Here is a 14,852-nt window from a genome sequence, read left to right as displayed (position 1 = left end):
CTAGTACTCCACCAGCGGGCGCACCTCCACCGCGCCGCCCAGGCGGGCCGCCGGCACACGGGAGGCGAGCTCGATCGCCGCGTCGAGGTCGTCGGCCTCGAACACGAAGTAGCCGCCGAGCGCCTCCTTGACCGTGGCGAACGGCCCGTCGGTGGTCAGCGTCCTGCCGTCCTGCACGCGCACGGTCGTCGCGGTCTCGGGCGGCTGCATCTGCAGCCCGGGTGTGACGCCGGGCGTCTCGTTGATCCCCTGGTAGGTGGCGTACACCTCCCTCTGCTCGTCCTCCGACAGGCGCGACCAGGCCTCGGGGTCGTACGGCGTGGGGGCGTCTCCCTGGTGGATCAGCAGCAGGTACTTCATCGCTTCCTCCTTGTCGGATGGTCGCGTATCAGACGAACGAGGGAAGCGGAAGAGGACACCCCCGAGAGTCTCCGCGAGGACGTCCGGGCCTCAACGAGCTCACGACCGCTTCACGCGGTACTGGATGAAGGTCGCAAACGGAGACTGCCGCACGCCGAGGTGCTCCAAGTCCAGGGACTTCGTGAACCCGTCGAAGAGCCGTTTCCCGCCGCCCAGGATCACCGGTGCGACGACGATCGCCAGCTCGTCGACGATCCCCGCGTCGAGCGCCTGACGGATGACGTCGGCGCCGCCCATGACACTCACGTCCTTGGCTCCGGCGGCCTCCACGGCGCGCTCGACGGCCGACTCGACCCCGGAGACGAACGTGAACGCTCCGCCTTCCGGCTCCTGTTCCGGCCGGTGGGTCACGATGAAGAACGGCAGACCCCACGGGTTCTCGTCGCCCCAGTGGCCGGCTGCCTCGTAGGTCCAGCGGCCCCCGACGACGGCACCGACCGTCGCCACGGCCTCCGCGAGCCACTCCGCGTCCTCGCCCGTCGGCTCTCCGCGCGTCCCGCCGGCGTAGGTCCACGGCCCCCCGAACACCCAGTAGTGCAGCCTCTCACCACCCTCGCCCAGTCCCTTCCCGGGTCCGTCGTCCGGCCCCGCGATGTACCCGTCGACCGACGTCGTGATCGCTGCGACGACCTTTGTCATCCGAAGTCACCTCTCCTCGCGGTAGCGTCATCTCCTACAGACGAGCTGTCCGGCCGGAACTCATCGTGACGCACCCGGTCCTCGCGCTCGGCTTTGCGAGCATGGGGCCGTGGAGGAAGCCGAGGAGAGAGCTCGGGCGGCCACCGGGGTGATCGACGCACCGGTCGCGGACGAGCCGTGGCGGCGCGACGCCGCGGAGGTCGCGGCCGACCTCGGCACCGACCTCCGTGTGGGGCTGACCTCGGCGGAGGCGGCGGCCCGCCTGGAGCGCTTCGGGCCGAACCTCCTCGACCCCGCCCGGGCCGTCCCGGCCTGGCGCAAGCTTCTCGCCCAGTTCGCCGATCCGCTCATCTACCTCCTCCTCGCGGCGGTTGCCGTGTCGCTCGTCGCGTGGATCGCGGAAGGCGCGGACGGCGTGCCGTACGAGGCGATCGTGATCGCAGTGATCGTCGTCCTCAACGCGGTGCTCGGCTACGTGCAGGAGGCCCGCGCGGAGCGGGCGGTCGCCGCGTTGCAGAAGATGGCCGCCGCGACGGCCGGGGTCGTGCGGGACGGGCGCGAGATGCGCATCGCGGCCGCCGATGTCGTTCCGGGTGACGTCCTCCTCCTGGCCGAGGGCGACGCGGTGAGCGCGGACGCGCGCCTCGTGCAGGCAGCGTCGCTCACGGTGGCCGAGGCCTCGCTCACGGGCGAGAGCGAGCCGGTGCTGAAGGACGTCGCCACGCTCTCCGCGCCGGCCGCCCTGGGCGACCGGGTGAACATGGTGTTCGACGGGACGGCCGTCACCCGTGGGCGTGGCCGCGCGGTCGTGACGGCGACCGGCATGACCTCGGAGATGGGGAGCATCGCGCTCCTGCTCGGCAGCACGGAGGAGCAACGGACGCCGCTGCAGCGCGAGGTGGACCGGACCGGGCGCGCGCTCGGCGTCGCCGTGGTCGTCATCGCGGTCGTGGTCATGACGGCGATCCTGCTGACCGCCGACATCGAGGACGCATCCGACGTCGTCGACGTCCTGCTCGTCGGCGTGTCGCTGGCGGTCGCCGCCGTGCCGGAGGGCCTGCCTGCCGTCCTCTCGGTCGTCCTCGCGCTCGGTGTGCAGCGCATGGCTCGTCGGCGGGCGATCGTGAAGAAGCTCTCGTCGGTGGAGACGCTCGGCTCGGCCTCGGTCATCTGCTCGGACAAGACCGGGACGCTGACGAAGAGCGAGATGACGATCGAGAAGGTCGTCACCGCCTCGGGCGAGGTCGACATCACCGGCAGCGGGTACCGGCCGGAGGGCGAGCTGCGCGTCGACGGCCGTCCGCTCGAGGACCCCGGGCTGCTCGACGAGGTTCGGTACCTGATCGGCGGGGGGAGCCTGGCGAACGACGCGGTGCTGCGCGAGGACAGCGGCGAGTGGGTCATCCAGGGCGATCCGACCGAGGCCGCCTTCCTCGTCGCGGAGGCGAAGGTCGCCGGCCTCACCGAGGCCCGCGAGGAGCGCTTCGAGCGAGTGGGCGAGGTGCCGTTCAGCTCCGAGCGCAAGCTGATGTCGACGCTCCAGGCCGACGAGCAGCAGGGCGGGATCGCCGTGTTCACCAAGGGGGCTCCCGACGTGTTGCTCCAGCGCTGCACGCTGGAGCGCGCGGCGGGCGAGCTGCGTCCACTCTCCGACGCGCGCCGTGCCGAGGTACTCGGGACGGTCGACCGCCTCGCAGGTCTCGCGTTGCGCACCCTGGCCGTCGCCTACCGGACGCTCCCGCCGGACGAAGGGCGGCCCCCCGAGGACGAGTCGATCGAGCACGAGCTCGCATACCTCGGTCTCGCCGGGATCATCGACCCGCCGCGACCGGAGGCGCGGGCCGCGATCGCCGAGGCGACCGCGGCGGGTATCCGCACGATGCTGATCACCGGCGACCATCCCGCCACCGCGGCGCGCATCGCCGACGACCTGGGGATCCCGGGGGCGGGCTCCGGCGCGCTGACAGGTCACGATCTCGACGCCCTCGACGACGACCGCCTGCAGGACGCGGTCCGCGACCGCTCCGTCTACGCCCGCGTGGCTCCCGTGCACAAGCTGCGGATCGTCGACGCCCTGCAGGCGAGCGGCCAGATCGTCGCGATGACCGGCGACGGCGTCAACGACGCGCCCGCGCTGAAGAAGGCCGACATCGGCGTCGCCATGGGGATCACCGGCACGGACGTGACGACGGAGGCCGCGGACATGATCCTCGCGGACGACAACTTCGCCACGATCGTCGCCGCCGTGCGGGAAGGCCGCGGCATCTTCGCCAACATCCGGAAGTTCCTGCGTTTCCTGCTCTCGTCGAACATCGGCGAGGTGTTGACGATGTTCTTCGGCGTCGTCCTGGCCGGGGTGATCGGCCTCGACGAGACGGGGGAGGCGATCGCGGTGCCGCTCCTCGCCACCCAGATCCTCTGGATCAACCTGCTCACCGACACGGCGCCCGCGCTGGCGATGGGCGTGGAGGCGCCCCCGACCGACGTCATGCGGCGCCCGCCGCGACGGCTGAGCGACCGCGTGATCGACCGCGAGATGTGGCTCGGGATCTTCTGGGTCGGCCTGGTGATGGCAGTCGTGACGCTGGTCGCGCTCGACCTCCGCCTCGCGGGCGGCCTGCTCGGCGGGTCGGGCGGGATCGAGGAGGCGCGCACGATGGCCTTCACGACGCTCGTGCTCGCCCAGCTCTTCAACTGCTTCAACGCCCGCTCGGATCGCACCAGCGCATTCCGCGGTCTCTTCTCGAACAGATGGCTGTGGGGCGCGATCGCGCTCTCGGTCGCCCTCCAGGCCGGCGTCGTGCACCTGGCGTTCCTGAACGAGGCCTTTGGGACGACGCCGCTCGGGGGCGAGGACTGGCTGATCTGCGTGGCGCTTGCGAGCGTCGTGCTGTGGGCGGACGAGGTCAAGAAGCTCGCCGGACGCTGGCTTCGCCGCAGGTAGCGGATCACGCCGCCGAGAGGCCCTTCAGGGCGACTGGCGCCGTGCCACCACGATTCCCGCCCGCCAGCCCGGCGCGCGCCCGCCGGCCGGCAGCTCGACCGCACCCACGTCGAGCCCGCTCCGCGCGAGCAGCCACGAGACGAGCGAGTTCGAGTTCCACATCTCGCCCGTGCGAAGCTCGTCGCGGCCCCAGACGGCGGTCGGCACCTGTGGCACGAGCTCGAGCAGCCGCCGCGCGCGCTCCGCGTCGTCGCTGAGCCGGCGCGGGCTGTCGACGGCCTCGTCGACATCCGGGATGACGCCGTCGCGCCAGCGGCGTACCTCGTACCTGAAGAGCCGGAGGCGGCCCGCCGCGCGTGTTCCGACTGCACCCTCGGCGACGACGCCGCGCTCGCCGTCCCCGGCCCACGCCGGTGTCATCTCGATCACGAACCGTCCCTCCGGGGCGTTCACCTCGAGGCCCGCGTGGTACAGGTCGCAGCGAGCTCGTCGGGCGAGCCCGGCCGCGACCGCCTCGAAGACCCGCCCGTTCAGCCGGACCGAGTGGCCGCCGGCGCCGAGCGGCAACCAGTAGAGGTCGACGCCGGTGTCCACCGCCCCCAGTCTGCCGACTCGCGACCGGAGTCTTTCCGACACACGCGCGGACCGGGGCCCCACAGGGGCCCCGGTCGAGGCGCGTGGTGTCGGTGCGTCAGTCCTGGATCACCACGTTGTTGCCGTTTCCACCGTCCAGGACGTCGAGACCGGGCCCGCCGATCAGGACGTCGTCGCCGTCACGACCGAACAGGGTGTCGTCCCCGGCGCTGCCGATCAGGGTGTCGTCGCCTGCGCCGGCATCCATCGTGAGCTCGACCGAGCTGGACGCGAGTGCCGATGCCTCGCCGACGTCGTCGCCGGCGAGCAGGTCGACCGTCAGCCCGTCGTCGGCGGGCTCGGCGTTGCTGACCTGCACCGCCGCCGCAAGGCCGATCACGTTGGCCGCGCCGTTGGCCCCCGAGACCACGGCCACGTCGTCCCCGTTCGTGCCCTTCACGATCACCTCGTCGGGCTGGCCGTCGCCGGTGTTCCCACCGAGGGTGGCAGCAAGGTCCGACTTGACCGTCGTCACGTCCGTGCCGGTCAGGTCACCGACCGTGACGAGGTCGGCACCGCCGAGCGCACGGAGGTCGACGGTCTCGACGTCGTCCGTGTCCATCGTGATGGAGCCGACGTTGCGGAAGAAGCGCAGCCGACCCCCGTTCGCCGCGAGGTCGAAGCTCTCGCTCGCGCCCGCGCCGTTGAACACCATCGTGTCCGAGCCGACCTGGCCCTCGATCACGTCGCTGCCGTCACCCGGATCCCAGACGAACGTGTCGTCGCCGGATCCCATGAGGCCGGTGTCGTTCCCTCCGTTCCCGTCGATCGTGTCGTTTCCGTCTCCACCGAGGAGGGCCTCGATGCCCGGGCCGCCGGCGATCCTGTCGTCGTCGGCGCCGCCGTCGACCGTCAGCTTGATCGCCTGGGATGCGAGCCCGGTTGCGGAGATCCCGTCGTTCCCGCCGCGACCGTTCACGGCGAGCTCGTCGTTCGGCTCCTGGTGACGGATCGACACCACTGCGGGCAGGCCGGACACGGAGACGCCTGCTGCGTCGCCGCCGACCGCGATCGTGTCGTTGCCGTTCGTGCCGTCGACGACCACGCGGTCGGTCTGGCCGTCGGCGCTCCCGCCGCCGAGGGCGCCCTCGAGGTCGACGTTCAGCCTCGTGACGTCGGTCCCGGTGAGATCGCCGGCGGTGACCACGTCGGCACCTCCGAGCGCCTCGAGGTCGACGGTCTCGACGTCGTTCGTGTCCATCGTGATCGTGCCGACGTTGCGGAAGAACCTGAGGCGGCTCCCGTTCGCGGACAGGTCGAACTCCTCGGCCCCGCCCGCTCCGTTGAACCGCATCGTGTCGGCTCCGTCCTCGCCCTCGACGACGTCGCTGCCGTCGCCCGGATCCCAGGTGAACGTGTCGTCGCCGTCGCCCATGAGGGCCGTGTCGTTCCCGCGGTTGCCGTCGATCGAGTCGTTCCCGTCGTCGCCGAGCAGCCGCTCGGCCCCGGAGCCTCCGGCGAGGTCGTCATCGCCGTCGCCGCCGTCGAGCTCCGTCGGGAAGCGGTCGGTGAACGCCCCGTTGCTCTCGTCGACGCGCACCCGGTCGTCGCCGTCCCGGGCATCGACGGCGATGCTCGTGACGTGCTTCAGCTTGACGTCGAACTCGGCGGAGCCGTCGTCACCGACGTCGACCTGGAGAACCTCGGGGTCACCGAGCTCGAGGCGAAGCGCGATCGCGTCGCTCGCATCGGTGCCCTCGATCTTCAGCACGCCGTGCTTGACCTTCGGGCGCTTGATCTTCTTCTTCTCGTGCGCGGAGGCCTTGGCCCCGTTCGGTGAGGTCGCCGCAGCTCCGGGCCCGGCGACGATCCCGGCCACGCCGGTGACGAGAGCCAGTGCCACCGCCGATGTCAGCAGCCGCGCGGGCCGTACGGCGCGTGCCTCGTTGGGCCGATCGTGATTCGTCATGTCGCGTCCTTTCCGTGAGAGGTGACTCGTCGCACCCAAGGACGCCTTTCGCGGCTGCCTATTCCCGGGCTCTCTCAGGCGCGGGCTCGAGACGAGCCCGGAGGACCGGCTATTCGCCGGGGTCGACCGTCCCCACGAGCACCCTTTCGCCCGACGAGGCCTGATCCCCGTCGGCCTCCTCGCGGGTGACGCTCAGCCCCGGATAGTCCACGGGTGACACGCCGGCCCACAGGGTGACGGCCCTGCCCTCGTTGAAGGACCCGATCGGAACGAGCACGCCCGTCGAGTTGCGCAGCCACGCCTGGTAGAAGCGGCCCCCCTCGAGGCGTGGGAGCCCGGCGGCGTCGAGGTCGATCCGCCAACCCGAGCCCGTCTTGGTGAGCGTCGCCTCTCCGGTGGCCGCGGGCGCGAGGTCGGTGGGCGCCAGGGCTGCGTGGAAGCGCTCGGCCGAGGTGGCCGAGCCGAAGGCCGCCAGGCCGATCGCGACCGCGAGCACGGCAGCAGCTGCGCCGCCGATCACGAGACGGCGAGGCGCCGCCGGCCTCGCGCGAGCACGCTGTTGCGCGTCGAGGCGCACGCGCAGGCCGGCGGGGGCCTCCACCTCGGCCGCAGCGCTCCGCAGCAGCGAGACCGCGCGCTCCTGCTCCGCGAGCCGCCCGGCGAGCTCCGGAGACGCCGCGACGCGTTCCTCGAGCGCCGCACGCCGCTCGGGCGCGAGCGAGCCGTCCGCCAGCGCCGCCAGCTCGGCTGTCTCCTGGCCATCGGATTCGTCTCGACGACGTCTCATCGCCACCGCACCACGAAAGGTAACGACGGACAGGCTGCGCGGGCGGCGCGGCGGCGCCGGAACGAGCCCGGGGTGAATCCCCGGGACGAAATCGGGAAGCCCCTCATATCCTGGAGGACCCCGGGCCGCCCCGGCTATTCCCGTCCGGCGGCGCCGGCGGTGATGCGCCACCAGCCACGAAGGAGGACTGCATTGAGCCTCACCCAGTACTACACCGCCACCAGCCTCGACGGGTTCATCGCCGACCCGGACAATTCGCTGGACTGGCTGTTCACCCGCCGGCAGGACCCCGACGGGCCGTTGAACTACCGCGAGTTCATCGCCCGCGTCGGCGCGCTCGCGATGGGCTCGACGACGTACGAATGGATCCTCGACCACGAGTTCGCCGGCAAGGACCCGGCGGAGTGGAAGTGGCCGTACGACCTCCCCTGCTGGGTGTTCACTCATCGACGGCTGCAGGTCGTCCCCGACGCGCGCATCGAGTTCACCAGCGCGGACGTCGCCGCGGTGCACGCGGAGATGGTCGCCGCGGCAGGTGATCGGAACGTCTGGATCGTCGGCGGAGGAGACCTGGCCGGTCAGTTCGCCGACGTCGGGCTGCTGGACGAGGTGATCGTCTCGATCGCCCCGGTCACGCTGGGTGCGGGTGCACCGCTCCTGCCCCGTCGGCTCGAGCTGCAGCTGGAAGAGCTCGGACGAAACCAGGATCTCTCCAGCGCCCGGTTCACCGTCGTGCGCCGAGCCGGCTGACCTGCGGCGGGTCTCGGTCGTGGTGAGGACGCCCTCGAGCGGTCGGGGAACGCGAGCCGGCCGGCTCACCTCACCCGCCGAGGGTCATCGACCACGGTCGAGAGTCGATCCGCTCGCGTAGGCTGCGCACACGCTGCGATACCCGGTGACCGAGGACGCCGTGGAAGCGGGAGTGGGCGGCACATCACGTCGGGAGGCGAACGGGCATGGTCGAGGAGGCGCGACTCGAGCGGTTGGATGCAGGGCTCACGCCGGTGACCGACGGGTGGTTCGTGGTCAGCGTCCCCGAGGCCGCGTGGGTCAAGAACGACGCGCTCGGCAGCGCATGCGTCTTCGAGGGCGACGACGTGAGCTTCCTCCAGCTCGGCTTCACCATCGGGGTCCTCCAGCCCGGACAGTGCGGAGGCATGTACCACCGGGAGGCGAACCAGGAGGACTTCCTCGTCCTCTCGGGCGAGTGCCTGCTGCTGATCGAGGGCGAGGAGCGGCCGCTCCGGGCCTGGGACTTCGTCCACTGTCCTCAGGACACCGAGCACGCCTTCGTCGGGGCGGGCGAGGGCCCCTGTGTGATCTTCATGGTGGGCGCCCGCCGGGGGTGGCCCGACAAGGGCATCCTCTATCCCCGCTCGGAGGTTGCGCTCCGCCACGGCGCGGGCGTGGAGGTCGACACGACAACGCCCGCCGAGGCCTACGCGCGCTTCCCACCCTGGCAGCCCGGGCCCCCGGACAGCTGGGCCGGTCTGCCGTGGGCGAGAGACGCCGAGGACCGTTCGTCGACGACCTCGTAGATTGCCGGGGCGTCGTGCTCGAGCGGCTCCGCCACTCGACCTGACGACCCTCGACGGCTGACCGGAGGCGGCGCCAGAGAGGACGTGCTGGCCGGGCGTCGAACTCTGCGTTCGTGGGCAGCCGGTGGGACACCGGGAGGACCGAAGCGTTCAGCGACGGCGTGTTCGCGATCGCGATCACGCTGCTGGTTCTCGACATTGGCATCCCGGCGGACGAGTTCGACGACCTGTGGAGCGCGATCTTCCACGAGTGGCCCGCGTACCTCGGCTATGCGACGAGCTTCCTCACGATCGGCGGGATCTGGCTCGCCCATCACGGGGTCTTCCGGCGCCTGAGCTACGCGAACGACGAGGTCATGCGGATCAACCTGCTGTTGCTGATGGCGGTCTCGTTCCTGCCGTTCCCGACGAGGCTCGTCGCGGAGGCGATCCGGGACGAGAACGCCGAGCGGGCCGCGGCGATCTTCTACGGCGCGTGCCTGCTCGCGATCGCCGTGCTGTTCAGCGCCCTCTGGGGTGCAGTCGCCCGCGACCGCACGCTTCTCAGGCCGGAGGTGAGCGAGGACGAGATCGGAACGATCCTGATCGCGTCGTCGCCGAGCATCGGTTTCTACGCGGCCGCGATCGCGCTCGCGCTCGTGGCACCGCGGGCTGCCGCGTTCGGCTACCTGGTGATCGCCGTCGTGGCGGCTCTGAGAGTGCCCGGCGACGAAGTCGCTCCCGAGCCTGCCTGACCTCGTCGAGTGCCCACGGGGCGGCACCGCGATCCGTGCCTCGCCCTGTCGGGAGTCAGCCCGCTCACTCGCACAGCTCGAGGAAGCCGATCTCGAGCATCCGGCGAGCGAGGGCAAGCCCGGTAGGCCGGTCGTCGCTCTCCACGGCCGCCGCGAGCGCCTCACGAAGCGTCATCGAGCCGTCGAGCGCGCGGATCATGCGCGCCGTCGGTGAATCGAGCTCCGCGGAGAACGGCAACCCGTTCTCCAGCCGGAGCGTCAGATCCCCTGCGCGCCAACTCCCCTCCGTGAAGCGCGTGTCCTGGGTGACGACGGCGTCCTCGACGATGCGCAGCCGGCGGTCGAGAAGCGACCTGTCCGCGCCGAGCTCCGCCAGGCGGTCGTGCGTCTCGAACAGCGTCCGCACGTGTCGGCCCGCCGGACGGAGAGCCGCGCGTGGCAGCTGCCTGGCCTCCAGCCAGCCGTCACTGCCGTCACTCCGCTTGCGAAGAACCAGGCAGGCATACCCGAGCTGCTCGATCCCGAGCTTGCGGTAGTACGCGAGCCAGCGGTCGAGCGCCGCGGCGTAGGCCTCGGGCCTGTCGAGGAGATCACGGTTCCACACCGTCGCGGTCTCGACCGGATCGTCGGTCGAGGTGTGGAGGAGGAACGCGTCGCAACCCGAGCCCTCCAGCCAGCTGCGCGGGCGCTCCGCCGGGTCGTCCGGATCGAGGCCCCACGAGATCAGGACGCAGGCGAAGCCTCCGGGCGCCAGCGCGGCCGGTGCGGCCCGCACGACGTGCTCCGAGACCTCGTCGCCGGACATGCCCCCGTCCCGGAACAGGTACGCGCTCTCCGGCGACACGACGTACGGGGGGTTGGCGACCACGAGGTCGAACCGCTCGCCCTCGACCGGCTCGAAGAAGCTGCCGGCCCGCGTCTCGACGTTGGCGGCGCCGTTGAGCGCCGCATTGAACGCCGCATAGCCGAGGGCCCGCTCGTTCACGTCCGTCGCGACCACGCGCTCGGCGTGCGCGGCCAGCAGGATCGCCTGGATCCCGTTGCCGGTGCACAGGTCGAGGGCGCGCTCGCCCTCTCTGCGAACCGTCAGGTGGGCGAGGGCGACGGACGGGCGATGCACGCCCGGCACGTGGTCCGCGTGCCCCTCCGCGGCGCCCGCCGGATCGGACGCGATCAGCAGCTCGTCGTGAGGGACGAGGCGCGCCGCCCCGTGGACGGCCTCGCTGTCCTCGACGAGAAGCCCGGCTTCCGCGAGGCGCGCCCGCAGCTCCGCTCCCACGAGCTGGTCGACGCGCTCGCGTGCGACGGGGACCCCGAGCAGGAACAGTCGGAGAAGCACCGCCGGCTCGTCCGCGTCGCCGAGCCGCCGCAGGTAGGACGGCAGCTCGGGTGAGCGCGCGAGGAGCTGGTCGCCGGTCGCGAGCCGCTCCTGGATTTGCTGCGGCGCGTAGCCGGCCTCCCGCAGCAGCCGGGCGAGCTCGAGCGCCGCCGAGGGGCTCCCCGCGCGTGGGGGCGCAGGGCGCCCGGGCGGGGGGACGGCGCGGACTGGCTCCACTGGGCGCCCTCTCAGTCGCGCTAGAACGTCTTGTTCGTCTTCAGGTCGTACCCGAAGCGGATGGGCGACCCGAGAGAGCCGTCCGCCTTCTGCGGCTTGTACTCGATCTCGAGCTTCGCGAAGTTGAGCGAGACCTGATCGGTCGGAAGGTAGTCGACGGCCTCGGATCCGCCCGTCTGGAACGAGCTGACGAGGACGTCGTGGAACTTGAACGTCAGGTAGTCCTGCTGGCCCTTGCCGGCCTTGCGGGCCGTCAGCGTCGCCATCTTGATGTGCTGCCCGGTGGCACAGGCCTTCATGAGCCCGACGCTGGCCCGGTTCAGCCCCATCACGAAGTGGAAGTCCTGCATCGAGACCTTTCCGGCGCCACCGCCGCCGCCGGACGAGGCGGTACCGGCGTGGGTCTCGCCCCAGCTCCACGACTCGATGTCGATCTCATCCTTGTGCTTGGCATCGGCGCTCTCGCCCTTGATGCCGTCGAACTTGATGAAGTAGTCGACCGCCATCGCGTCTCCTCCCGGACCGGCTCGGTCGATCGTACACGGCCGGTCGCGCACCTCAAGCCAGCTCGGACCGCAAGACCTCCGCGACGGGGCGACGACCGCTGATGCGGGCGGGAACGGCGGTGAGCCCCGTCACCACGAGCACCGTGCCCGCGACCACGGCGAGCAGCTGCCAGAGCGGAGGGCTCGTCGTCGAGTCGCCGACCGCGGCGAACAGCGCGATGCCTCCGGGAATGCCGAGAACGGCGCCGGCCAGTGCTGGAATTACCTGGGCTGCTGCGAGTCCCGTGCTCACCTGCCGCGGCGTGGCGCCGAGCGCGCGTGCAATCGCCGAGGAGCGCCGGGCGTCGAGCGCCGTCGCCCACGTGACGAAGATCACGTTGACCGCTGCGAGGGCGACGAGCGTGATCGTGATCACCAGCAGAACCTGGTTCAAGCGATCGACCCGGGAGCTGTCCAGCGCTGAGACGACGCTCAGCCGATCGGCGTCGAGGTCCGCATGCGCCGCCAGCGCCGCGACGATCCCGCTGACCGTGATCGCGACACTGGCCGTGGCGAGCAGGACGCGGCGCGGCCGCCGGGCGGCCACCCTCAGCCCGAGCAGCAGCGCGAGGGGCAGTCGCGCCGAGAGCGCGATCAGCCAGGCCGTGCGCCGGGGTGCGCGAGCCGAGTCGGCCAGCGCGAGGACGGTGCTGGTGCGTGCGGCGCGGACGGCAGGAACGAAGGTCGCCGCAACCGCCACCCCGAGCGCGACGGCTGTCACGACGCCGACCGTGGACACGGTGAGCGGCGGTACACCGGCGCTGCCGAGGAGGCCGACACTGGGCTCGGTGAGCAGTGGAGCGGCCAGCCACCCGACGGCGATCCCGCCCGCTGCCGCGAGGAGGGCCACGGCGACGTACTCGGCGAGGAGCACGGAAGCGACCAGGCTCGGGGTGGCGCCGACCGCTTTGAGGAGCCCCACGCGCCGCATCTGGTCGGCCATCCGACTCCCGACGAGAACGGCGAGGCTGGCCACCGCGAGCAGGCCGAGCAGCCAGCCGCCCGTCAGCAGCGCCCGCCGCTGGTTCTCGACGAGATTGGCGCTCTGTTCGCTGATCTCCTGCCATGACCTCCCGACCGGGGCGGGTGGGTGGTTGAGGTGCGCTTCGACGAACGCCGTGGCTGCGGCCGGGTCGGCCAGCTTCAGGTTCAGGGTGTACGTGAGGGGGCCCCGCTGCGGGTCGAGGCTCCGGGCATCCGCCCGGGTGAGCCAGACCAGGCCGGCGGGGATGCAGAGGCCGCCGATGCAGGACACCTCCGGATACGGCGGCGTGGCGGCGGTGACCGCAACGCCGACGACCTGGAACGACCGGCTTCTGCCGGTGACCGGATCGCCGGCGCCGCCTTCGAGCGTGTCGCCGAAGGCGGCGCGGACGATGCCGCTCATGGTCAAGGCGTCACCGGCGTGGAGGCCTAGCGCGTCGGCGAAGGCGGCCTCGACCACCACTCCGCCGTCGCGTACCCAGCGGCCCTGGGTCAGCTCGGGCTGGTCGATCGACGCCGCTGCCGGATCGCGTCCCACTGCGTACGCCGGCACGGTGTGGCCGTTTGCCGACAAGACCGCCCCGGCGACCGGGTACGGACCGTCATGGCCGACGACGCCGGGAGCGTCGGTCAGCGCCTCCAGGCGGGCGAGCTCGGCGGACCCGCCGCCGCTCCCCGCGACGACGTCGGGCCCGGCTGTGGCTTCCCGCGTGCTCTCGTAGGGCTTGTCGGTCACCCCGTGGACAACGAGCCCGAGCGTCAGGGTGGTCGTGGCCCCCATGATCGCCAGCAGCAGGAGCGCGGCCTCGGCCGGGCGCCGGCGCAGGTCACGCGCCGCGAGACGGCAGACGAGCAGAAGGCGGCCCATCGGGTCAGCCCTCCAGCCCGGCCAGCTCGCTGAGCCGGCCGCCCGTTCCGCGCGTCAGCCTGGTCTCCTCGACGAACGCGCCGTCGCGCATGGAGATCAGCCGGTCGGCGGTGGCCGCGACCCGGGCGTCGTGGGTGACGATCAGCAGCGTCTGCCCGGCCGAACGCAGGCTGTCGAGGAGCCGGAGCACGTCCAGCGTTGCGGCGCTGTCGAGGTTGCCGGTCGGCTCGTCTGCGAGGACGACCAGGGGCTCGTTGCTCAGCGCGCGTGCGATCGCGACCCGCTGGCGCTCGCCACCCGAGAGCGCCGACGGCAGGTGCTCGGCCCGGTCGGTGAGCCCGACCTGATCCAGCAGCTCTTGGGCCCGGCCCCGTGCCTCGCGCGGCGAGCGTCCGGCCAGCAGCGCGGGCAGCTCGACGTTCTCCACGGCGGTCAGCTCGTCCATCAGGTGGAAGGCCTGGAAGACGAAGCCGATCGCGTGACGGCGCAGCCGAGCCAGCGCCTTCTCGCTGAGCTGGTCGATGCGATCGTCCGCCAGCCACACTTCCCCCGCCGACGGGCGCTCGAGACCTCCCAGCAGGTGCAGCAGGGTCGATTTTCCGCAGCCGCTCGGCCCCATCACGGCCAGTGTCTCGCCCGGGGCCACCTCGAGCTCGACCGCGTCGAGCGCACGGACGAGCCCCGCCCCCTGGCCGTATTCCATCTCCAACGCCCGCGTTCGCAAGACCACGCGCGGGAGCGACCCGTTCGCGTTCATCGTCGTCCCTTCGTCTCGGTCCAGTAGCGTGCGCAGGCCTCCAGCCAGCGCAGGTCGGCCTGCTGCCTCAGCACCACACCCTCGAGCAAGAGGCCTGCCACCGAGCCGCCCGGCTCGCCCAGGGCCGCCCGCTGCGCGGCGGCCAATCCTTCCAACAGTGCGTGGCGCTGCACGTCCACGAGCCGCACCGGATCACCCAACCCCGCAGCCGCAGCGGCGACCAGCTTCAGGTGGAACTCGGCGGGCGCGGGCTTCGGCCAGCTCGTGTCGTCGAGCCACTCCATGACCCGCGCCCGCCCCGCGTCGGTCAGCTCGTAGACCTTGCGGTCGGGACGATCGGTCTGGCCGACCCGCTCCGAGGTCACGAGCCCGGCCTTCTCGAGCCGGTTGAGCGTCACGTACACCTGGCCGGCGTTCAGCGCCTCCGCCAACGGGCCGAGCGCGAGCTGGAGCCGGGCGCGCAGCTCATAGCCGTGCGACGGCTCCTTCGCCAGCAGCGCGAGCAGGACCTCCTGCACGACGCGCAACTGGTATCCGTG

At 71.8% G+C, this 14,852-nt stretch carries 14 protein-coding genes; 4 read left to right on the top strand and 10 right to left on the bottom strand.

Translation table 11 applies throughout. The annotated features are described in order from the left end of the window. On the bottom strand, window positions 1-360 hold the full coding sequence (locus VFO26_RS02940; RefSeq protein ID WP_325113385.1) for a YciI family protein: 360 nt from the start codon (window positions 358-360) through the stop codon (window positions 1-3). A gap of 99 nt (window positions 361-459) precedes the next feature. Continuing rightward, window positions 460-1,059, bottom strand: coding sequence for a dihydrofolate reductase family protein (locus tag VFO26_RS02935; RefSeq protein ID WP_325113384.1), 600 nt, complete (start codon window positions 1,057-1,059; stop codon window positions 460-462). 109 nt (window positions 1,060-1,168) lie between these two features. Here VFO26_RS02935 and VFO26_RS02930 point away from each other — a divergent pair, with 109 nt between their 5' ends. After that, entirely contained in the window at window positions 1,169-4,003 is a 2,835-nt protein-coding gene (locus VFO26_RS02930) for a cation-translocating P-type ATPase (RefSeq protein ID WP_325113383.1), read from the top strand. Between the two features lie 24 nt (window positions 4,004-4,027). Here the strand turns inward: VFO26_RS02930 and VFO26_RS02925 are convergent, their stop codons facing one another. The 3 genes from VFO26_RS02925 to VFO26_RS02915 all read right to left on the bottom strand — a co-directional run bounded on the left by VFO26_RS02925 (window position 4,028) and on the right by VFO26_RS02915 (window position 7,332). Further along, a complete protein-coding gene (locus VFO26_RS02925) occupies window positions 4,028-4,597 on the bottom strand; it encodes a hypothetical protein (RefSeq protein ID WP_325113382.1) in 570 nt (189 codons plus the stop codon). 97 nt (window positions 4,598-4,694) lie between these two features. After that, window positions 4,695-6,545, bottom strand: a complete 1,851-nt coding sequence (locus VFO26_RS02920; RefSeq protein ID WP_325113381.1) for a calcium-binding protein — start codon at window positions 6,543-6,545, stop codon at window positions 4,695-4,697. A 109-nt stretch (window positions 6,546-6,654) separates the two neighbouring features. Then, on the bottom strand, window positions 6,655-7,332 hold the full coding sequence (locus tag VFO26_RS02915) for an anti-sigma factor (RefSeq protein WP_325113404.1): 678 nt from the start codon (window positions 7,330-7,332) through the stop codon (window positions 6,655-6,657). Between the two features lie 192 nt (window positions 7,333-7,524). Here VFO26_RS02915 and VFO26_RS02910 point away from each other — a divergent pair, with 192 nt between their 5' ends. From VFO26_RS02910 to VFO26_RS02900, 3 genes are all read left to right on the top strand, one after another. After that, window positions 7,525-8,082, top strand: coding sequence for a dihydrofolate reductase family protein (locus tag VFO26_RS02910; protein ID WP_325113380.1), 558 nt, complete (start codon window positions 7,525-7,527; stop codon window positions 8,080-8,082). A gap of 206 nt (window positions 8,083-8,288) precedes the next feature. Then, the gene (locus VFO26_RS02905) at window positions 8,289-8,870 is read left to right on the top strand and encodes a cupin domain-containing protein (protein ID WP_325113379.1); all 582 of its coding nucleotides are present in this window, start codon (window positions 8,289-8,291) and stop codon (window positions 8,868-8,870) included. Window positions 8,871-8,983: 113 nt separating this feature from the next. Next, window positions 8,984-9,604: a TMEM175 family protein gene (locus tag VFO26_RS02900; RefSeq protein WP_325113378.1), complete on the top strand. Its 621-nt coding sequence runs from the start codon at window positions 8,984-8,986 to the stop codon at window positions 9,602-9,604. A gap of 64 nt (window positions 9,605-9,668) precedes the next feature. On the opposite strand, the gene VFO26_RS02895 is transcribed toward VFO26_RS02900, so the two are convergent. The 5 genes from VFO26_RS02895 to VFO26_RS02875 all read right to left on the bottom strand — a co-directional run. Next, window positions 9,669-11,159, bottom strand: coding sequence for a methyltransferase (locus tag VFO26_RS02895; RefSeq protein WP_325113377.1), 1,491 nt, complete (start codon window positions 11,157-11,159; stop codon window positions 9,669-9,671). Window positions 11,160-11,179: 20 nt separating this feature from the next. Next, the gene (locus VFO26_RS02890) at window positions 11,180-11,665 is read right to left on the bottom strand and encodes an Hcp family type VI secretion system effector (RefSeq protein WP_325113376.1); all 486 of its coding nucleotides are present in this window, start codon (window positions 11,663-11,665) and stop codon (window positions 11,180-11,182) included. Window positions 11,666-11,717: 52 nt separating this feature from the next. Next, entirely contained in the window at window positions 11,718-13,556 is a 1,839-nt protein-coding gene (locus tag VFO26_RS02885) for an FtsX-like permease family protein (RefSeq protein WP_325113375.1), read from the bottom strand. Between the two features lie 4 nt (window positions 13,557-13,560). After that, window positions 13,561-14,259 (bottom strand): ABC transporter ATP-binding protein, encoded by a 699-nt coding sequence (locus tag VFO26_RS02880; protein WP_349259034.1) that lies wholly within the window; start codon window positions 14,257-14,259, stop codon window positions 13,561-13,563. Between the two features lie 50 nt (window positions 14,260-14,309). Further along, window positions 14,310-14,852 (bottom strand): PadR family transcriptional regulator (locus tag VFO26_RS02875; protein ID WP_325113373.1); only part of this gene is annotated, 543 nt, incomplete at its 5' end.

The organism is Gaiella sp., from assembly GCF_035710885.1.
In the GTDB taxonomy this organism is placed as follows: Bacteria; Actinomycetota; Thermoleophilia; order Gaiellales; family Gaiellaceae; genus Gaiella.
This window is presented reverse-complemented; position numbering and strand designations above follow the sequence as displayed.